The 19232-nt window shown below is 60.2% G+C and carries 22 protein-coding genes; 16 read left to right on the top strand and 6 right to left on the bottom strand.

All coding sequences use genetic code 11. The features are described 5' to 3' along the window. Window positions 1-15: 15 nt before the first annotated feature. From LHAB_RS01745 to LHAB_RS01725, 5 genes are all read left to right on the top strand, one after another. Window positions 16-345 carry an ArsR/SmtB family transcription factor gene (locus LHAB_RS01745; protein ID WP_090043646.1) on the top strand — a complete coding sequence of 110 codons (330 nt, stop codon included), beginning with the start codon at window positions 16-18 and terminating at the stop codon, window positions 343-345. An 85-nt stretch (window positions 346-430) separates the two neighbouring features. Next, window positions 431-841, top strand: a complete 411-nt coding sequence (locus LHAB_RS01740) for a DsrE family protein (RefSeq protein ID WP_090043645.1) — start codon at window positions 431-433, stop codon at window positions 839-841. A gap of 54 nt (window positions 842-895) precedes the next feature. Beyond that, on the top strand, window positions 896-1201 hold the full coding sequence (locus LHAB_RS01735) for a c-type cytochrome (protein ID WP_090043644.1): 306 nt from the start codon (window positions 896-898) through the stop codon (window positions 1199-1201). 11 nt (window positions 1202-1212) lie between these two features. Continuing rightward, entirely contained in the window at window positions 1213-2487 is a 1275-nt protein-coding gene (locus tag LHAB_RS01730; protein ID WP_090043643.1) for an FCSD flavin-binding domain-containing protein, read from the top strand. Window positions 2488-2588: 101 nt separating this feature from the next. Beyond that, window positions 2589-3209, top strand: a complete 621-nt coding sequence (locus LHAB_RS01725; RefSeq protein ID WP_228763311.1) for a c-type cytochrome — start codon at window positions 2589-2591, stop codon at window positions 3207-3209. A 64-nt stretch (window positions 3210-3273) separates the two neighbouring features. On the opposite strand, the gene LHAB_RS01720 is transcribed toward LHAB_RS01725, so the two are convergent. Then, entirely contained in the window at window positions 3274-4371 is a 1098-nt protein-coding gene (locus LHAB_RS01720; protein WP_228763310.1) for a YeeE/YedE family protein, read from the bottom strand. Window positions 4372-4453: 82 nt separating this feature from the next. Beyond that, window positions 4454-5518 (bottom strand): YeeE/YedE family protein, encoded by a 1065-nt coding sequence (locus LHAB_RS01715; protein ID WP_228763309.1) that lies wholly within the window; start codon window positions 5516-5518, stop codon window positions 4454-4456. 103 nt (window positions 5519-5621) lie between these two features. On the opposite strand from LHAB_RS01715, the gene LHAB_RS01710 reads away from it, so the two are divergent. Both LHAB_RS01710 and LHAB_RS01705 read left to right on the top strand, forming a co-directional pair. Further along, the gene (locus LHAB_RS01710) at window positions 5622-6119 is read left to right on the top strand and encodes a thioredoxin fold domain-containing protein (RefSeq protein WP_228763308.1); all 498 of its coding nucleotides are present in this window, start codon (window positions 5622-5624) and stop codon (window positions 6117-6119) included. Window positions 6120-6170: 51 nt separating this feature from the next. Continuing rightward, complete coding sequence (locus tag LHAB_RS01705) at window positions 6171-6875, top strand: Crp/Fnr family transcriptional regulator (RefSeq protein WP_090043639.1); 705 nt, start codon at window positions 6171-6173, stop codon at window positions 6873-6875. A 19-nt stretch (window positions 6876-6894) separates the two neighbouring features. On the opposite strand, the gene LHAB_RS01700 is transcribed toward LHAB_RS01705, so the two are convergent. Further along, window positions 6895-7473 (bottom strand): rhodanese-like domain-containing protein, encoded by a 579-nt coding sequence (locus LHAB_RS01700; protein ID WP_090043843.1) that lies wholly within the window; start codon window positions 7471-7473, stop codon window positions 6895-6897. Window positions 7474-7706: 233 nt separating this feature from the next. On the opposite strand from LHAB_RS01700, the gene LHAB_RS01695 reads away from it, so the two are divergent. After that, a complete protein-coding gene (locus LHAB_RS01695) occupies window positions 7707-9032 on the top strand; it encodes an NAD(P)/FAD-dependent oxidoreductase (protein ID WP_090043638.1) in 1326 nt (441 codons plus the stop codon). A gap of 28 nt (window positions 9033-9060) precedes the next feature. Continuing rightward, complete coding sequence (locus LHAB_RS01690; protein WP_090043637.1) at window positions 9061-9384, top strand: hypothetical protein; 324 nt, start codon at window positions 9061-9063, stop codon at window positions 9382-9384. Between the two features lie 13 nt (window positions 9385-9397). Here the strand turns inward: LHAB_RS01690 and LHAB_RS01685 are convergent, their stop codons facing one another. Beyond that, complete coding sequence (locus LHAB_RS01685) at window positions 9398-10333, bottom strand: LysR family transcriptional regulator (RefSeq protein WP_090043636.1); 936 nt, start codon at window positions 10331-10333, stop codon at window positions 9398-9400. 40 nt (window positions 10334-10373) lie between these two features. Further along, on the bottom strand, window positions 10374-11270 hold the full coding sequence (locus LHAB_RS01680) for a LysR family transcriptional regulator (protein ID WP_090043635.1): 897 nt from the start codon (window positions 11268-11270) through the stop codon (window positions 10374-10376). A gap of 171 nt (window positions 11271-11441) precedes the next feature. Between LHAB_RS01680 and LHAB_RS01675 the strand changes: the two genes are divergently transcribed. The 5 genes from LHAB_RS01675 to LHAB_RS01655 all read left to right on the top strand — a co-directional run bounded on the left by LHAB_RS01675 (window position 11442) and on the right by LHAB_RS01655 (window position 16877). Further along, on the top strand, window positions 11442-12863 hold the full coding sequence (locus tag LHAB_RS01675; RefSeq protein WP_089952944.1) for a form I ribulose bisphosphate carboxylase large subunit: 1422 nt from the start codon (window positions 11442-11444) through the stop codon (window positions 12861-12863). Between the two features lie 29 nt (window positions 12864-12892). Further along, entirely contained in the window at window positions 12893-13246 is a 354-nt protein-coding gene (locus LHAB_RS01670; protein WP_062402883.1) for a ribulose bisphosphate carboxylase small subunit, read from the top strand. 125 nt (window positions 13247-13371) lie between these two features. Further along, a complete protein-coding gene (locus tag LHAB_RS01665) occupies window positions 13372-14175 on the top strand; it encodes a CbbQ/NirQ/NorQ/GpvN family protein (protein WP_090043842.1) in 804 nt (267 codons plus the stop codon). Between the two features lie 13 nt (window positions 14176-14188). Beyond that, complete coding sequence (locus LHAB_RS01660; RefSeq protein WP_090043634.1) at window positions 14189-16546, top strand: nitric oxide reductase activation protein NorD; 2358 nt, start codon at window positions 14189-14191, stop codon at window positions 16544-16546. A 13-nt stretch (window positions 16547-16559) separates the two neighbouring features. Further along, on the top strand, window positions 16560-16877 hold the full coding sequence (locus LHAB_RS01655) for a hypothetical protein (RefSeq protein ID WP_228763307.1): 318 nt from the start codon (window positions 16560-16562) through the stop codon (window positions 16875-16877). 36 nt (window positions 16878-16913) lie between these two features. Here the strand turns inward: LHAB_RS01655 and LHAB_RS01650 are convergent, their stop codons facing one another. Further along, window positions 16914-17774: an energy transducer TonB family protein gene (locus tag LHAB_RS01650; protein WP_090043633.1), complete on the bottom strand. Its 861-nt coding sequence runs from the start codon at window positions 17772-17774 to the stop codon at window positions 16914-16916. Window positions 17775-17862: 88 nt separating this feature from the next. Between LHAB_RS01650 and LHAB_RS01645 the strand changes: the two genes are divergently transcribed. Both LHAB_RS01645 and LHAB_RS01640 read left to right on the top strand, forming a co-directional pair. Next, window positions 17863-18327: a rhodanese-like domain-containing protein gene (locus LHAB_RS01645; RefSeq protein WP_090043632.1), complete on the top strand. Its 465-nt coding sequence runs from the start codon at window positions 17863-17865 to the stop codon at window positions 18325-18327. 207 nt (window positions 18328-18534) lie between these two features. Then, window positions 18535-19161, top strand: coding sequence for a peroxiredoxin (locus LHAB_RS01640; protein ID WP_062402895.1), 627 nt, complete (start codon window positions 18535-18537; stop codon window positions 19159-19161). The last annotated feature ends 71 nt before the right edge of the window (window positions 19162-19232 follow it).

The raw sequence follows: 19232 nt of genomic DNA, 5'->3' as shown, positions 1-19232 counted from the left end.
CGAAGAAAAGACACCATGGCCAAAACAGCACCACCAGAAGACGCCGTCCTGACCGAATCGGAAGAGGTTTTTGAAAAAGCCGCCGAGGTCTTTCGCGTCATGTCGGCCCCCATGCGCCTGCGCATCATCAGCGCCCTGTGCAATGGCGAAAAGAACGTCGGTGAGTTGCTGGCCGAGATCGACACCACCCAGCCCAACATGTCACAGCACCTGAACACCCTTTACCAAGCGGGCGTGCTGGGCAAGCGCCGCGAAGGTGTACAAATTTACTACCGCATCATCAATGACCGCGTGGTCACCTTGTGCCGCGCCGTGTGCGTGCAGATCGCCAGCGAAAGCGATTGAAAGATCGACGTCAGTTTGAGGCCGGGTTTTCACGGGCACGCTTTCCCACTTGACCGGGCTAATATCCATACTTAAGGAGCAACGAATGAAAAAACACCTGTTATTGATGTCCGGCCTGTTGGCCTGCACCCTGAGCTGGGCCGAGGTCAAGGTGGTGTACCACCTGAGCGAAGGCATCCCCCAGGCTTCACGGGCCATTGGCAACATCCGCAACCACCTGAATGCCGACCCAACCGCCAAAATCGTCGTGGTCACCCACGGTCTGGGCATTGACTTTTTGATCAACGGCGCAACCAACCAGATGGACCAGCCGTTTGCTGGCGGTGTTGCGGATCTGGTCAACAAAGGCGTGGAGTTCCGTGTGTGCAACAACACCTTGGTCTCGCGCAAAATTTCTGCCGACAAGCTGCTGATGGAAGCCAAAGTGGTGCCCTCGGGTGTGTCCGAAGTGGCCAAGCTGCAGGCCAACGAAAAATTTGTGTACCTGCGCCCTTGAGTGTGCTGACGACTGACGTCATCGCTAGACCGATTTTTTACAAGGACATTTCCCATGAAGATTCAACACGCTCTGACAGCGGCCGCCCTGGTCGCCATGTCTGGCCTGGCACAAGCCCAGGTTGATCCGCTGCATGTGCGCAGCTGGGCCGCATCGTGCGCGGCTTGCCACGGCACCGATGGCCGTGCCCAGCCAGGCATGGAGTCTTTGGCCGGTGCCAATAAAGATGACATGGTCAAGAAAATGCTCGACTTCAAGGCTGGCCGCAAGCCTGCCACGATCATGCATCAGCTCGCCAAGGGCTATTCTGACGAGCAAATCGTCGCCATCGCAGGCTACTTTGCTGCACAAAAGAAATAAGGAAAACCGCCATGCAACGTCGTCATTTTTTGCAGACTGGCTCCGCTTTGGGTGCCATGGGACTGGTTTCGGGCTGTGCCACCGTGGGTGGCGGCAGCGGCCCCAAGGTGGTGGTCATTGGTGGGGGCTATTCCGGCGCCACGGCCGCCAAATACCTGCGCATGTGGTCTGAGCACAAAATCCAAGTCACACTGGTCGAGCCCAACGATGCCTTCATTTCTTGCCCCATCTCCAACTTGGTGATCGGTGGCAGCAAGACCATCGCCGACATCACCACCCCGTATGACAACCTGACCAAGCGTCATGGCGTGAAGGTGGTCAAGGACCGCGTTAACAGCATCGATGCTGACAAGCGCATCGTGAAGCTGGCTGGTGGTACCGAGTTGGCCTATGACCGCCTGATCGTCTCTGCTGGTATCGACTTCATGTGGGAAACCTTGCCTGGTATGAACAAGGGGGATGCCAAGGACAAAGTCATGCACGCCTGGAAAGCTGGCGCACAAACCCTCACCCTTCGCAAACAACTCGAAGCCATGCCGGACGGCGGCGTCTTCGCCATGTCCATCCCGCTGGCCCCCTACCGCTGCCCTCCCGGCCCCTACGAGCGTGCCTGCCAGGTGGCCGAGTACTTCAGCAAAGCCAAGCCCAAGAGCAAGGTGCTGATTTTGGACGCCAACGACGACGTGACCTCCAAAGGTCCGCTGTTCAAAAAAGCCTGGGCCGAGCGCTACAAAGGCATCGTTGAGTACCGTGGTAAGCATCGTGTGACCGATGTGGACGCCGTCACCAACACTTTGAAGTTCGAGTTCAACGACGACATCAAGGCTAACGTGCTCAACGTCATCCCCAATATGCGTGCCGGCGACATCGCCGTCAACGCTGGTCTGGCCACCGCCAACAAGCGCTGGTGCGAAGTGGACTTCCTCACCTTTGAATCCAAGGCGGCTAAAAACGTGCACGTTTTGGGTGACTCGATCCAGATCGCGCCGGGTATGCCCAAATCTGGCCACATGGCCAACCAGCATGGTAAAACCTGCGCCGCTGCTGTGGTGGCCTTGTTGATGGGCAAACAAGTCAACCCCATGCCCATTTACAACAACACCTGCTACAGCTTTGTCAGCTCGGAAGATGTGGTCCACGTCGCCAGCGTGCACAAGTACGACGCCGAGAAGAAGACCATGCTGACCGTTCCCGGCTCGGGTGGCGTGTCGAGCGCAGCCAACGAGCTCGAAGGCCGCTATGCCCACGCCTGGGCCCGCAACATCTGGGCCGACACACTGGCTTGATGGCGCTTGCCCAAAACGCCGCAGTCACCCGACTCGCGGCGTTTTTTTACGGCAAATTTTTCTGAAATTTTTCTCCCATGCGTTCGATGTCGAGGTGGATCATGAACACACGCTTTACCCTTGGCCGTTTGGCCCCTGCCGTTTTGTTGCTCTGCGCAGCCTGGTTGTCGCCATCGGCCATGGCCCAGGCCGATGAGGCCCGCGCCAAGAAGATCGTGGGCGGCTCCTGTTTTGTGTGCCATGGTGCCGAGGGCGAATCGTCCAGCGAAGTCTTCCCGCGCTTAGCGGGCCAGCACTGGGAATACACCGCCAAGCAACTCGAGAACTTCAAATCCGGCAAACGCAAGAGCACCGCCATGGCCGACATGGTGGCCAAGCTCACCCCCGATGAAATGGTGGCGCTGGGCAAGTTCTTTGAAAAGCAAACAGCGGCTACAGAGCCTGCCAAAGATGCTGGCTTGGCGGCTGTCGGCAAATACATTTATCACAACGGTAATAAGTTCAGCGGCCTGGCCTCCTGCGCCAGCTGTCACGGTGCCGAGGCCAAAGGCACCACGTCATTGCCGCGTCTGGCTGGGCAGTATTCGGGCTATACCGAAACTCAGCTCAAACAGTTCAATCAGCGTGAGCGCACCAACGACAACGCTGTGATGCACGCGATTGCCAGCAAAATGTCACCTTTGGAAATGGCCGCTGTGGCGGAATATCTGAGCGGTAAATAAGCGAGCTTTGTACAAGCGCCCATCCTGTGTGCGATGGGCGCTTGCTCTGCGCCCAAGCGCCAACTTATGGCCGCTTGAAACCCTCGGCGGGCAGGCTGGTCGGTTTGGCCGAAGCGCCACCGTCCAGCCAGCGGTCCGTCAGGCCCGCGCCTGTCCACATGCCCACCAAACTCAGCCAAGCGGTCAGCGCAAAAATGGCCCCACCCGTCACGCCCGCGCCCACGGCACAGCCGCCTGCCAGCATGGAGCCAAAGCCCATCAAGATCGCGCCACCGATGTAGCGGCGCATGCTGTAACCGTCTGAAAAACCCTCCAGCTTCCAGTCGCGGCCCACCAGTGCTCCGATCAAGGAACCGATAAACACCCCCGGCATCAGGCCAAAGTCAAAGCCCACAGCCGGGGCCGGCCAGTGCATCACCCGCATCAGCCACTCGGCCGAAGGGCCGCTGAACGTCAGACCCTGAATCTGCACCGGGTCAAAAGACTCAGCGGCCACCCATTGGCTAAAGCCCCATGCGCCCGCCACGGACAAACCTGTGCCAATGCCGCCCAGCCACATCCACACATTGCGCTGCGGGCTGCGCAGGGCAAAAAACAAGGCAGCAGCCAACCAGACGCCACCCATGGCCAAACCCGCCCAGTGGTTCATGCCCGTCAGGGCCAACAAGTCGCGTGGCGCCCCCCCCTCAACGGTCCACCAACTGCTGATGTGCGTGCGCAGCGGTGACAAAGCGCCGCCCAAAGCCGCTTGGGCCGTGACCGCAAAAATCAGACCCGATAGCAAGGCGCGTAAATTGCCATTGGCCGACAGCACCAGCAAACGGCTGGCGCAACCCCGCGTCATGACCATGCCCACGCCAAACAACAAGCCACCGATCAAAGCCCCCGAGATGCTGCCCTTGGCCGAAATTTGGCGCGCACTGCCTGTGTCCAGCCAACCCATCAACACCATCAACTGCACGCCAATGACGGCCGAGGCAAAAGCCAGCAGCCACACCGAAAGCTTTTCGCCAAACCGGCGGTGCCAAAACTCGATGACCGCCGCCCGCAGGCAAAAGCGAGAGCGCTGCGCTAAAAATCCAAAAGACAAACCCAGCAGGCCCCCTCCCGCAGCCAGCACGGTGCCTTGTCCATAGGTTTCCAACCATTGCGCCATCGACATGGTTCTCTCCATTCATATCAGTGATTGCTGATATGAAATGTACGCCTTAACCGGTAGTGCGCAATTGACGCGGATCAAGCGTTCAGATCGGCCAGCCCATGCTGCGGTTGATGCGCCAGGCCAGACCTGCGCCCAACCAGATCGCGATCAGGGTCAGCCAGGCTGTGAGCGAGAACACCGAGCCTCCGGTCATGCCCGCGCCTACCGTGCAGCCGCCCGCCAACACCGCGCCAAAACCCATGAGCACCGCGCCGATCAGGTAATGGCCCAACTTGTTTTCGGTCTTGAAGCCCTCGAACTTGAAGTCGCCACCAACCAGAGCGCCCAGCAAAGACCCCAAAAATGTGGCGGGCAGCAAACCCGCATCAAAACCCAATTTGGGGGAAGTGGCGCTGGACAAGACTCGCATCAGCATCTCTGCCGATGCGCTGCTGAAGCTCAGCCCCTGAAGCTGCACCGCTTCAAACGACTGGGAGGCAATCGCCTGCGTCAGGCCCCAGCCCAGTGCAATGCTCAGGCCCACAGCGATGGCCCCGAGCGCCAAGCCCCAGCGGCGCTGGTGCGTTTTGAAGAAAAAGTAAAACCCGGTGCCCAAAGCCAAAAGTGCCAGCACCAACCCACCCGTGGGGCCGATGCCTGTGAGCTGCAACACATCACGCCCAGGGCCGCCATCGATAGGCCACCAACCGGCCAAGGCCTGGCGTGCAGGTGCAAGCCATCCGGCAATGCTGGCTTGCACCGTGACAGCAAACACCAGGCCCGCGAGCAGGGCGCGCAAATTGCCATTGGCCGACAAAATCAGCAAACGGCTGGCGCAGCCGCGCGTCAAAATCATGCCGGCTCCGAACAGCAGCCCACCCAAAATGGCGCCGGAAATGCTGCCCAGCGAACCGATGTAACGCGAGGTCGAAGGCTGCAGCCATCCCAGCAAGACCAGCGCCTGCACGCCCACCAGCGCCGCCCCAAAAGCCAGCCACCACACGCTGAAACGGTCACCTGTTTTTCCCTCGCAACACTCCACCACGGCTGCCCGTGCACAAAACCGGGTGCGCTGAGCCGCCAGGCCAAAGATGAAGCCCACCAATGCACCTGCCATGGCCAGTACATTGGAGTCTCCCCAGGTTTCGAGCAAGCTTGCGAGATTCACGGATTTCTCCAATAATTCGTTGGTTTCTTATATTTAAAATGCGGTATCAGGCGATGCGTCATCCCGTCACGCAAAACCCGTTATTGTCCACGGTCCGCAATTCATGGCTTCCAACCTGTCTATGTTTTCCTCGTCTGATTTGCGCCGTCGTGACTGGCTTTTACGGGTGGGGGTATCGCTTGCGGCCATCCCCGTTTGGGCCCAATCGGGCCGCGATGCCACCTTGCCCGCTGCCCAATCGCTGCCCGACGAACTGGCCCGCGCCCTCAAAAACAAGCAGCCCCTGATCGTCATGGTCAGCCTGGACGGCTGTGTGTTTTGCCGCCAGGCTCGGCAAAGCCACCTCTCACCCATGGCGCGTGCTGGCACTGCCATCGTGCAGGTGGACATGCGCAACAACCAACCCGTGCTCGACTTTGCGGGCAAGCTCACCACACACGACCAACTCACACGTCAGTGGAAAGTATCCATCACGCCCACGCTGCTGTTTTTCGGACCTGGCGGCAAAGAAGTGGCCGAGCGCATGGAAGGCGCGTACAAACCTGATTTTTATGGTCCCTACCTCGATGACCGCATGGCGCAAGGGCGCAAAGCCCTCTAAAGCCAGACCCTGTGTCAGTTGGGGGCACGTTGGACGTGCTAAATTCAAAACATGATCCCCATCAAGATTGACTCGGCTTGGAAAGGCACCTCGGACTGCCGCAACTGCGGTATCCGCGACATGGTGCTCTTTGCCGACCTGAACGAACAGGACTTTGGCGAAATCCACACCCCCATCGACGACATGGTGTTCGCGGCTGACGCCCCGCTCTATACCGAAGGCCAAACGGCGGTAGGCGTGTTCACGCTGCGCAAAGGCATGGTCAAGCTGGTGCGGGCCACCGCCGATGGCCGCGAACGCATCGTGCGCGTGCTGCGCCCTGGCGACGTGATTGGCCTCGAAGCCCTGGCCACCGCCCGCTACGACAGCGAAGCCATTGCTCTGGTCGAAGCCCACGTTTGCCGCATTCCCTTGTCGGTGCTGCACCATTTGTCGGGCAACTCACCACGCCTGCACAAACGCCTGATGCAAAAGTGGCAACAAGCCCTGAAAGACGCCGACGACTGGCTGGCCGACCTGAACTTCGGTTCGGCCCGCCAACGCGTGGCCGCCCTGGCCCTGAAAATGCGCGACCCCGACCAACCGGGCATCACCTCGTTTTTTGCACGCGATGACATGGGCGCCATGCTTGACATCAAACTCGAAACCGTCAGCCGCGAAATCAGCAGCCTGGTGCGCGATGGTGCCTTAAAGCCCTGCGACAAACAGGGCCGGCGCTATGAAATCACCAACGAAGTTTTGTTGCAGCGCCAGTGATTGAAGGTCAGGCAGCTGATTAAAACTCGTCTTTGACGCTGGTCAGGCCCAGGGCGTCCCAGTCCAGCATGCCGCCACGGTAGTAATAAATCTTGTTGGCCGGGAAGCCATCACGGGTCATGGCTTTGATGGCCATGGGGCTTTGGGGGCAGACGGGGCCGTTGCAAAAGGCGTAGACCTTTTTGGCCGATTCGCAGTTCCATTGGCTGCCATTTTTCTTGCAACCCAATTCGTTCATGCGGGCCGCCACTTCGGTGTAGGGGATGCCGACCGAGCCGGGAATCGTGCCTTTGACGCGGTCGTTGGTGTCGCGCATGTCCAGCACGATGGCGTTGCGGTCGCTCAAGGCTTCGAGGATCTCAATTTCACCCACGGGGTGCACGCCGGGCACGGGCACCAGGGGCTGCAAGTTGCCGCCGTTTTTGGCACAAGCGGTCATGGTGCGGGTGATGGTGACGGGCCCTTTCGCGGTTTGGACCACGACCGTTTTTTGGGTGTCGATGATGTTCAACGGCGTGCCCACGGCGATGGTGGCGGCTTGGCCAAAGGCCAGACCCGAGAGGCTCACGCCCAAAATCCAGGCTGCGATGTTTTTCATGTGTTGTTCCGTTCGATGGGCAAAAAAGGGCCTGTGGCCCGGCTTGGTCGGCATTCTAAAAATGGGCGCGGCCAAACGGTTGATGCAAATCAATTCAGGATTCGCCTTTTGCTGGGGCGGGTTGGGATCGACAAAAAAACGCTTCAAACAGAGCCTTTGTGCATGAAATTGATCCAGCTCAAATCCATGGGGCCACACACTGAGAAGATGGCCGCCTTGTCAAAGGAGACACCATGGAAAACCAAAAAAACAGGTCCAACGCGCTGAGCCGCCGCCAGTGGTTGCTGGGCTCGGCAGGTGCTGCCGTTTTGGCCAGCGCAGCCCCCGCTGCCCAAGCGGCCAAAACCAAAACGCAGGCGCACATCGTGATTTTGGGCGGTGGCTTGGGTGGCATTGCTGTGGCCAATCGGCTCCATGCCTTGCTCGACGGGGCCAAGATCACCCTGATCGACCCCAAGGAAGAACACAACTACCAACCTGGTTACACCCTGGTGGCCACGGGCGTGTGGCCCGTGAGCAAGGTGCGTGACCGCAATGCCGACTTTCACCCGCCGCAGCTCAACTGGATCAAGGACATGGTCAGCGAGCTGGACCCAGCCAGCAATTCGGTGGTCACGGCATCGGGCCAGCGCGTCCCATACGACTACCTGGTGGTGGCCATGGGCACGCACCAGGACTGGTCGCTGATCGAGGGCATGGATGTGAACGCGATTGGTCAGAAAGGCCTGACCAGCGTCTACCCCAGCCCCGAAGCAGCACAGGCCACTTGGGCCAGCATGGACGCGTTTCGGCGCAAGGGCGGCAACGCGGTGCTGACGCTGCCGGCCACGCCGCTCAAGTGCGCGGGCGCGCCCCTCAAGATGACTTTCATGCTGCGCGACCGCTTGGCGCAATCGGGCACGCTGGGCCAATCCAAACTCACGTTTTACTCGGCGCTGGGCAATGTGTTTGGCGTCAAGGTGGTCAACGACAACGTGCTCTCTCGCTGGAGAGATCTGGGCATCGCGGTCGAGACCACACAAAAGCTGCAGGGCATCGACATCGGTGCGCAGCGGGCGCGTTTTGTCTCGCCCGAAGGCGCGAGCACCGAGGTGCCTTACGACTTCATCCATGTGGTGCCGCCCATGCGTGCGCCCGATGCGGTCAAGAATTCCGACCTGGCCTGGAAAGAGGGCCCCTTTGCCGCAGGCGGCTGGCTGGAGGTGGACAAGGACACCCTGCAACACCGCCGCTACCCCAATGTGTTTGGCGTGGGCGATGTGAACGGCACGCCGCGTGGCAAGACGGCGGCCACTGTCAAAAAGAGCGCGCCCATCGTGGCCGAGCATGTGGTGGACGTGATCGCGGGCCGCGCGCCCGGGCAAAAGTTTGATGGTTACACCTCGTGCCCGCTGATCGTGAAAGAGGGTTCGGCCATGCTGATCGAGTTCGATTACGCGGGCAATCTCACGCCTTCGCTGCCCATGATCGAGCCGCTGCAGGCAGGCTACTTTGCCTGGCTGATGAAATACCGCATGCTCAAGCCCGCCTACATGGCGACGCTCCAGGGCCGGGTCTGAAGCCCACTCAAAACATCAGGAGACGTGCATGTATGAAATCTGGCTGGCGATGAACATCGCCTACGAAATCGCTTTAGACCTGTGGCCTGCGCTGTTACCTTTGGCGCTGGTGTGGGCGGCGGTCATGCTGATCAACCGCAAGAAGCTGGCGCGGGTCAGCGCCTCAACGCTGGCAGCCTTGGCCGTGCTGGTGGCGCTGGCGGCGGTGCTGGCTTTGCCGTCGCTGTCCATGTCCACACTGGGCGATATGGGCTATTGGGTGGACTGGGCCGCTTTGCTGGGCATGGCCGCAGGCGTGGGCGTGGCGGCAGCGGTGCTGCTGTGGCCCCTGCTGGCCATGCGCCAGCGCTGAAAGCGACAAGCGTTCAGGCGGCCTTAGGCCAGTGCATGCCAAAGCGTTGCGCCAGGTGGCTTTCGGCTTCTTCGAGCATGAAGTAGCGAAACGCCTCGGCCGCGGGCGAGAGCATTTTGGATTGGGTGTGCACCACGTTCCATGAGCGCACCACGGGTGCGCCTTCCACATCGAGCATGCGGATCAAGTTGTGCTCCAGCTCCAGGCCAATGGTGTGCAGCGACAAAAAGCCCAAGCCCAACCCCGCCATCACGGCCTGCTTGATGATCTCGTTGCTGTGCAGCTGGATCTTCATGCGCGGCTCGACATGTGTGTCTTCAAAGAACTTTTCCATGGCGGCGCGGGTGCCCGCGCCTTTTTCGCGCACGATGAAATCATAGGGGCGCAGGTCTTCCACACGCAGGTGGTCGCGCTGGGCCAGTGGGTGGTCCACGGCCGAGACAAACACATGCGGGTGCGCCGCAAACGGCTCGGCCCGGGTTTGCAGCTCTTTGGGGGGGCGGCCCATCACGGCGATGTCGACCTCGCTGTTTTGCAGCATGCTGACGAGTTGATCGCGGTTGCCGATCGAGATCTGGATGTCCACACCCGGGTGCAGGATGCGAAACTCGGCCAGCAAGCGCATCAGGAAATACTTGGCTGTGCTGACAAAGCCAATCGTCAGCACCCCGGTTTCGGCCCGCTGCAAACGGGCTGCGGCGTCTTCGGCGTCTTTCACGGTGGCCAGAATTTTGCGGGCATAAACCAGCATGTACTCGCCCGTGGTGGTCAGGCTCACTTGCTTGCCGCGCCGGTCAAACAAGGGCATGCCCACATGGCCTTCGAGTTCCTTGACCTGCATGGTCACGGCGGGCGGGGTCAGGTGCAGGTTTTCGGCGGCACGCACAAAGCTCAGGTGACGGGCCACCTCGTTGAACACGCGAAGTTGGCGGAAGGTGGCGTTTTTCATCGGGCAGGTCCTGGATCAAGCGGGTCAGGTCAAGTGCAAATTATGGACGGTGCTCAAACAACCAGGCCTTGAAGGCCAGGGCCGCGGGCGACTGGCGCTTGCCCTGGGGGTAGACCAGGTGCCAGCGCCGGATGAGGGGAAAGCCCACGACGTCAAGCTGAACCAGCTCGCCCAGGGCCAGTTCGGCGTCGAGTGTGGAGGCCGACAAGACAGCCAGCCCCAGCCCCCCGGAGACGGTTTTTTTGATCGCCTCATTGCTGCCCAGCTCCAGCCGGTTGATGGGCGTCACGCCGTGTTCACTGAAAAAACGCTCCATGGTCAAGCGCGTGCCCGAACCTGGCTCGCGCATGATGAAGGGCTCGTGGCGCAGTCGCTCGGGGCGGATGCGGCGTTTGCCCGCCAGCAGGTGGGTGGGCGGTGCCACCATGACCAAGGGGTTGTCGGCAAAAGCTTCACAAAACACGTCCATGTGCTCAGGTGGCTGGCCCATGATGTAGAGGTCGTCCTGGTTTTGCGACAGGCGCTGCAGCAGGTTTTCGCGGTTGCCCACCACCATGGCCACTTCGATGCCGGGATGTGCTGCGCAAAAGCCGCCCAGCAGTTTGGGCACGGTGTACTTCACGGTGGTGAGTATGGCAATTTTCAGGCTGCCGCGCTCCACGCCTTGCAGCGCGGCCAGGTCGTCGCTGAGCAGGTCCATGCGCCGGGCGATGTCCTGACAGGCCTCGGCCAAGATCTTGCCTGCGGCCGTCAGAAAAATCTTTTTGCCTAATTGTTCAAACAAGGGTTGCCCTACGGTTTCAGCCAGTTGCTTGACCTGCAGCGACAAGGTCGGGGGCGAGAGGTGCAAAGCCTCAGCCGCGCGGGCAAAGCTGTTGTGTTCGGCCACGGCCTGAAAAATCCGCAGCTGGTGCAAGGTGGCGTGCCTCAGGTTCATTGTTTTATTAAAGTAAATGATGATGATCTAAACATTTTACTTTTACTTATTGTCAGTCTGTCTAAAAATTCGCATCAGTTCAGAGCACCACGGTCCCACTTGCCCCCCGCAATGCCTCGGTCACTTTGGGCCAATCCGCCAGACATTCAACTTTCAACAGGAGCACAACGCATGGCCACCAAAACCTACAACGCCGGTGTCAAGGAATACCGCAGCACTTACTGGGAACCCCATTACACGCCCAAGGACACCGACATACTGGCCTGTTTCAAGATCACGCCCCAAGCCGGTGTGGACCGCGAGGAGCTGGCCGCTGCGGTAGCAGCTGAATCGTCTACCGGCACCTGGACCACGGTGTGGACCGATTTGCTCACCGACCTGGACTACTACAAAGGCCGTGCCTACGCCATCGAAGACGTGCCCGGTGACGACACCTGCTTTTACGCCTTTGTGGCCTACCCCATCGATCTGTTCGAAGAGGGCTCGGTCGTCAACGTGCTGACCTCCTTGGTCGGTAACGTTTTTGGTTTCAAGGCCTTGCGTGCCTTGCGTTTGGAAGACATCCGTTTCCCGATTGCTTACGTCAAAACCTGCGGCGGCCCACCCCACGGTATCCAGGTCGAGCGCGACATCATGAACAAATACGGTCGGCCCCTTTTGGGCTGCACCATCAAGCCCAAGCTGGGTCTGTCGGGCAAGAACTATGGCCGCGCCGTGTACGAGTGCCTGCGCGGTGGCTTGGACTTCACCAAAGATGACGAGAACGTCAACTCACAGCCCTTCATGCGCTGGCGTCAGCGCTTTGACTTCGTGCAAGAGGCCATTGAAAAAGCCGAGCGCGAAACCGGTGAGCGCAAAGGCCACTACCTCAACGTGACTGCGCCCACCCCCGAAGAGATGTACAAGCGCGCCGAGTACGCGAAAGAAATCGGCTCGCCGATCATCATGCACGACTACCTCACTGGGGGTCTGACCGCCAACACCGGTTTGGCCAACTGGTGCCGCGACAACGGCATGCTCTTGCACATCCACCGCGCCATGCACGCCGTGCTCGACCGCAACCCGCACCACGGCATCCACTTCCGCGTGCTGACCAAAGTGCTGCGCTTGTCAGGTGGTGACCACCTGCACTCCGGCACCGTGGTGGGCAAGCTCGAAGGCGACCGCGCCTCCACTTTGGGCTGGATCGACATCATGCGCGACGACTTCATCAAGGAGGACCGCAGCCGCGGCATCTTCTTCGACCAAGACTTCGGCTCCATGCCCGGCGTCTTGCCCGTGGCCTCCGGTGGTATCCACGTCTGGCACATGCCCGCACTGGTCAACATCTTTGGTGACGACTCGGTCTTGCAGTTCGGTGGTGGCACTTTGGGTCACCCTTGGGGCAACGCCGCCGGCGCTGCCGCCAACCGCGTGGCTTTGGAAGCTTGCGTCAAGGCACGCAACGAAGGCGTGGCCGTTGAAAAAGAAGGCAAGGCTGTGCTGAGCGATGCCGCCAAGCACTCGCCCGAACTGAAGATCGCCATGGAAACCTGGAAAGAGATCAAGTTCGAATTCGACACCGTCGACAAGCTCGACATCGCCCACAAGTAATCCCCGAAACACAGTCAAGGACACACACCATGAGCATGCAAGACTACAACTCCCGCTTGTCCGATCCGGCCAGCCGCAAGTTCGAGACCTTCTCTTACCTGCCCGCGATGACCAAGGAAGAGATTCGCAAACAGGTGGAATATCTGGTCAAAAAAGGCCTGAACCCCGCCATCGAACACACCGAACCCCAGTACCTGATGGACTCCTACTGGTACATGTGGAAGCTGCCCATGTTCGGTGAAACCGATGTGGACAAGGTGCTGGCCGAATGCGAAGCCTGCCGCCAAGCCAACCCGGACAACCACATTCGTTTGATCGGCTACAACAACTTTACGCAGTCGCAAGGTGCGTCGATGGTGATCTTCCGCGGAAAAACCGTGTAAGTCCACCTTTGGAGCCTGCACCGCCATTCGTGGTGCAGGGTTCAATGTCAAGGTGCAGCTGAAAGAAGCGTGCCTTGCCATTGAATGGCACCGGGCACTGTCAGCCCTGACCTGTGGAGACCAACATGAGCGAGCCACTTGACGCCTACCGCGTCGCCCAAGAACCTTATTACCGCCCTGTGGCCGACGAGGTCGAGCTGTTCGAAGCCGCCTACTCGGTGCGCATGCCCATGATGCTCAAAGGCCCCACCGGCTGCGGCAAAACCCGCTTTGTAGAACATATGGCCTGGAAGCTGAACAAGCCCCTGATCACCGTGGCCTGCAACGAGGACATGACCGCCAGCGACCTGGTGGGCCGCTTCCTGCTGGACGCCAACGGCACCCGCTGGCAAGACGGCCCTTTGGCTGTGGCCGCCCGCTATGGCGCGATTTGTTACCTCGATGAGATCGTCGAGGCGCGTCAAGATACCACCGTGGTCATCCACCCCTTGACCGACAACCGCCGTGTTTTGCCCTTGGAAAAGAAGGGCGAGTTGGTGCAAGCCCACCCCGATTTTCAGATCGTCATCTCGTACAACCCCGGCTACCAAAGCCTGATGAAAGACCTGAAACAGTCGACCAAACAGCGGTTTGGTGCGCTGGATTTCAATTACCCCGAACACGACATCGAAACCGAAATCGTCGCGCACGAAACTGGCGTCAGTACCGAGGTGGCTGCCAAGTTGGTGGGCATTGCCGAGCGGGCGCGCAACCTCAAAGGCCATGGTCTGGATGAAGGCATTTCCACCCGCATGTTGATTTACGCGGGCAGCTTGATTGCCCAAGGCGTGGTCGCGCAAGCCGCTTGCCGTGTGGCCTTGGTGCGCCCAATCACCGACGACCCCGACATGCGCGACGCTTTGGATGCCGCTGTTTCCACTTTCTTCTGACGCAGGCACCCCCATGTCGGTGCAGCTTCAAGACCACGCCGAGTGGGTCGAACAACTCGACCCGGCTTCGGTGGACTTGCTCATACACACCTGGGCCGAGGCCACCAAGGTATTTTCTGCCCGTGGGCTCGACAACTACGTCAAGGGCGCTGCGGCCTTGCGCGGTTTGGGCCGTGGCCATGCCTTGGTCAACGCTTGGATCGATGGCGCACCCCAAGTGGCCAAAGAAATTGGCGAGGATGTGGTCGGAGAGTTGGCCACCACCGCCTTGGTGTTGGCGTCCAAAACCTCGGGTGCGGTGATCGAGTTGGTGCTGGCCACCGCACCGACAGCGGCCAAGCGATTGGCCGACGCGGCGCTGTTCATGCAGTACCTGCAGTTCCTCAACACTTTGGTGGCGCAAGCCCCGCGCGGTTTGCGGCCCATGTTGGGGCAGCTTGATGCGCTGTTTGGCCAGCTGACCTTGGGGGGCTTGCGTCGCTGGGCGACTTGGGGCGCACAAGCCCACCGCACGGAGTACGAGGCCCAGATCGCGTATTTCGGTTTGCAGTCCAAAGAGTCTTTGGCCATGCTGCAACAAGAGCGCAAAGGTACTTTGTTGGTCGATGTGCAGCGGCGCATCAACATGTACCTGCGTGCCTTGTGGGGCCGCGACTTTTTCATGCGCCCCACCGCGGGTGACTTTGAAAACCGGGAAGGCTTGCGCCCCTTCATCGAGGACTATTTCATCCACTTGCCGGACGCCTTGGACGCCGTGCAAGGCAACGATGGCCCGGTGGACGCCACCCAGCTCTACCGCGCGGCTTGTGCCCACGCTGCGGCCCATGTGGTGTTCACGCGCCAACCGATCTCGGCCGAATCGCTCAACCCGTGGCAGATGGCCATGGTGGCCTTGGCCGAAGACGCGCGGGTGGAAGCCTTGGCTGTGGCGCGCTTTCCCGGCATGCGGCCTTTGTGGGCACAGTTGCACACCACCCCCGCCACACAGCAAACCACGGCGGGGGACTGGTTGGCCCGCATGGCGCGGGCGTGGATCGACCCCACGTATGACGACGATCACCCTTGGATTGCCCAAGGCCGTGCCTTGATGGCCGAAGCCATGCCACGCCTGCTGGCACAGCCCCACGACAACAGCGAATCGTGGGCCATGGGTGTGCAGTTGGCACACAGCTACCGCGAGCTCACCCAAGGCCCCGCCTTCGCTCCCCGAACCGATGGTCAGACGGCCGTCTACCGCGACGACAACCGTTACTTTTGGGCGTTTGATGGCTACGACTTTGAGCGTTCGGTCGCTGCGGGTTACGAGCCGCCTCAACAGGTGCGCAAGCAAGTCAACCTGATGGAGTTCGTCAACGAGCTGGAAGTGGAGGGCGCGGGGGACGACGCGCAAGAGGTCTGGGTGCTGGGCACCGAATTGTTCCCTTATGAAGACCTGGGCGTGTCCTTCAATCAAAGCGAAGGTCGCGAACCGGTGTTGCCGCCCGTGCATTACGCCGAGTGGGACCACATGATCCAGCTCGAGCGTCCCGCTTGGGCCACGGTGCAAGAGCGTCGACCCAAAGCGGGCGACCCGACACTGATCGATGGCATCTTGAGCGAGCACCGCCGTTTGATCGGCCGCATGAAATTCATTTTGGATGCCATGCAACCGCAAGGTGTGCAGCGCATCCGCAAGCTCGAAGACGGCGACGAGATCGACCTCAACGCTGCATTGGCTTCGGTGATCGAGATGCGCATGGGCCGTCAGCCCGATCCGCGCATCATGATGCGTAGCGTGCGCAAAACCCGCGACATTTCGGTGCTGGTCTTGCTTGATCTCTCGCAGTCCACGAACGACAAAGTGGCGGGGCAAGAACACACGGTGTTGGACCTGACCCGCTCGGCCTGTGCTTTGCTGGCCGATGCGATTCAAAAGGTGGGCGACCCGTTTGCGATCCACGGCTTTTGTTCGGACGGCCGCCACGATGTGAACTACTGGCGCTTCAAAGACTTCGATCAGCCCTACGATGAGCTGGCCAAGGCCCGGTTGGCGGGTATGCAAGGCCAGTTGTCCACCCGCATGGGCGCGGCCATTCGGCACGCCACGGCCGCATTCAAAGCACAGCGTAGCAGCAAAAAACTCTTGCTTTTCATCACCGACGGCGAGCCCGCCGATGTGGATGTGCGCGATCCGCAGTACCTGCGTCACGACACTAAAAAAGCCGTCGAGGCGGCCGCACGCCATGGCGTGACCACCTATTGCATGAGCTTGGACCCCCGGGCCGACCAATACGTCAGCCGCATTTTTGGCGAACGACATTACCTGGTGGTCGACAAGGTCGAGCGCCTGCCCGAAAAACTCCCCGTCCTGTATGCTGGACTGACCCGTTAACCAGGACACCCCCATGAGCATGATCCACAGCCGCCAGCAAACCTACGCCGGCATCGACCACGAAGAACACCACGGCATGAGCATGACCGGGCGCATCATCCGCGACGCTTGGGTGTTTGGTTTGTTGCCCGAAGGCGATGGCTTTGCCGGCAAACACGCGGGCGAGTTGCAAAACCTGTTTGAAGCGGTGCACACCGCGTGGGAACCCTATGGCCAGCTGCCCAGCCGCTTGCCACCCGAGCTGGCCGCCAAACACGCCCGCATCCACGACGAGGCCATGCAACGGGCCAAAGGCATGGGGTGGGACGCCGAGTTGGGCGACGACGACTGAGGTCGTGTGGCGACAGGGCCCTTTTGCGCGAAGCGCTCAGCGCCCTGTTTTGCTCGAACCCCATTGGTCCATCAGCCTTTGGTCGCTGGCGCTTTCGGCTTCGACGCTGTCTTGGGGCAGCTGGCGCAGGCAGTCGGCCAGCGCTTGCGGGTTCAGTGGGGCGGTCGGTGTGGGCGCAGCCACCACTTGGGGCGATTTACCGTCCCAAGCAAAAGGGTTGCGGAACACGGGCGGCTCGGGCAGGCAGTCGTCTCTGTACAGGGGTGGCCCGTCGTTGGCAAAGGGTGAAAACGAAATCGTCTTGTCAAAAATCAGCGGTTTGCCCGTGGGGGTGGGCGGCAGTGGTGGCATGTTCTCAATGGCTTGGCGGGCGAGCTGTTCGGCCTTGGCCGAGGTGGTCCACAGCGTTTGCAGCTGCGTCAAGCGGCCATCCGGGGCGATCTCGATGCGAAAGCGCACCACGCCCTGGTCGGGGCCTTCGACGGCGGTGCCCATCATGCTGCGCACTTGCTGGCCCCAGCTGTAGCGGTAGCCTTTGCTGTTTTTGTTGGTGTAGTTCGCGGCAAAAGCCCATTCTTCGGCGGTGGGTGGCGGGGGCGCGGCCATGCTGGCGCGGGGGCGATCGGGTGAGAGAGCTGTGGCCGGAGCAGCCAAGGCTGTGTCGGGCGGGGGTGGCGTGGTGGGTGCAGTGATGGGCGTTGTGGGGGGCGCTGATGGCGGTTCAGGCAGCGGCTGGCGCGGTGGCGGGATCAGTTCCAGAAAGACAATGTTTTCGACTGTTTTGGGCGCTTGCGGTGGACTGACGTGTTGGAACGGGTAGTCACCGGCCAGCAGCCAAACGGCTGCGTGCAAAGCCAGTGTGAGTAACAGTGCGGTGAAATTTTTGTCTCTGGACATGTGCGCCGAGGCTTTTTTTGGAGGTTTTGCAGCCGTTCAGCGACAATATTCGTTTTGACTGATATTACCTGACGAAGTGGAGACCCCCATGCGCTTGCGTACCCTCGCCCTTGTCGCCGCCACCGCTGGCAGCTTGCTGTTGGCCCCAGCGGCCTACGCGGACAACAAAGCCATTGCCACCGACGAGATGGAGGCGTATCTGGAGTTTGTGGACTACGGTGGCGGTGTGATTTTTGCCGAGCAAATTCCCAAAGACGAGTGGCCCAAGATGGTGGTGATCGATGCGCGTGACCCAGCGCAATTTGCCAAGGGGCACATTCCTGGCGCGGTCAACATGGACTGGCGACAGGTGCTGGCCAAGCGCAACACCATCCCCAAAAACAAGCCTGTGCTCGTTTATTGCAACACCGGGTCGCTGTCGGCCCAAGCTGGTTTTGCGCTGCGCGTGGCGGGCTGGGAGAACGTGCGCATCTTGCAAGGCGGCATGACTGAGTGGCAGGCCAAGGGCGGCTTTGACGCGGCGGCCAAAGCCGCAGGGCCAGCCAAGCATTGAGGCCTGTGGTTTTTGGGCCATGCATGACCAAGACCGTGAGGGCTTGCGATGGATCAAACGGGTAGATTTCACGACCGCAATTGTCACTATGCCCATCATTGAGATAACTCATACCCAATACCTTCAGGGGTATGTACAGTTGACCCTGTCGATTGAATGAATCTCTCGATTTCGAAAACCGATAGTCAAACTCAAAGGAAGCCCGCCATGTCCATGCCCCTCATCAACGAAGCCGCTCCCGCCTTCAGCGCCAACACCACCCACGGCCCCCGAAGCCTCGCCGATTACAAAGGCAAGTGGCTCATCTTGTTCTCGCACCCTGCCGACTTCACGCCTGTGTGCACCACCGAATTCATCGGTTTTGCCAAGCGTGCCGAGTTGTTCAAGAGCATGAACTGCGAATTGCTCGGCTTGTCGATCGACAGCATTTACTCGCACTTGGCCTGGATGCAAAGCATTCAGAACAACTTTGGTGTGGAGATTCCTTTCCCCATCATCGACGACATCAAGATGGAAGTGGCCCAAGCCTACGGCATGATCCACCCCGGCGCTGCCGACACCCAGGCCGTGCGTGCCACCTTCTTCATTGACCCCGAAGGCAAGCTGCGCGCCATGGTGTACTACCCCATGAGCAACGGCCGTTCGATCGAAGAGTTTGTGCGTTTGTTGCAAGCCATGCAGACCAGCGATGCCAACAAGATCGCCACCCCCGAGGGCTGGACGCCCGGTTGCGACGTGATCGTGCCACCACCCAAAACCCCCGAAGCCATTGCCAAGCGCAAAGGCGAGGGTTACGCCATGAAGGACTGGTATTTTTCGACCAAGTCCCTCTAAGTTGAAGGCTTGCCCCCTTGCCGCACAGCGGCAAGGGGTGCCAAGGACCTTTGTTGTTCCACTGCCAAGGA

Source organism: Limnohabitans sp. 2KL-27 (assembly GCF_001269345.1).
Lineage (GTDB): Bacteria > Pseudomonadota > Gammaproteobacteria > Burkholderiales > Burkholderiaceae_C > Limnohabitans_A.
This window is presented reverse-complemented; position numbering and strand designations above follow the sequence as displayed.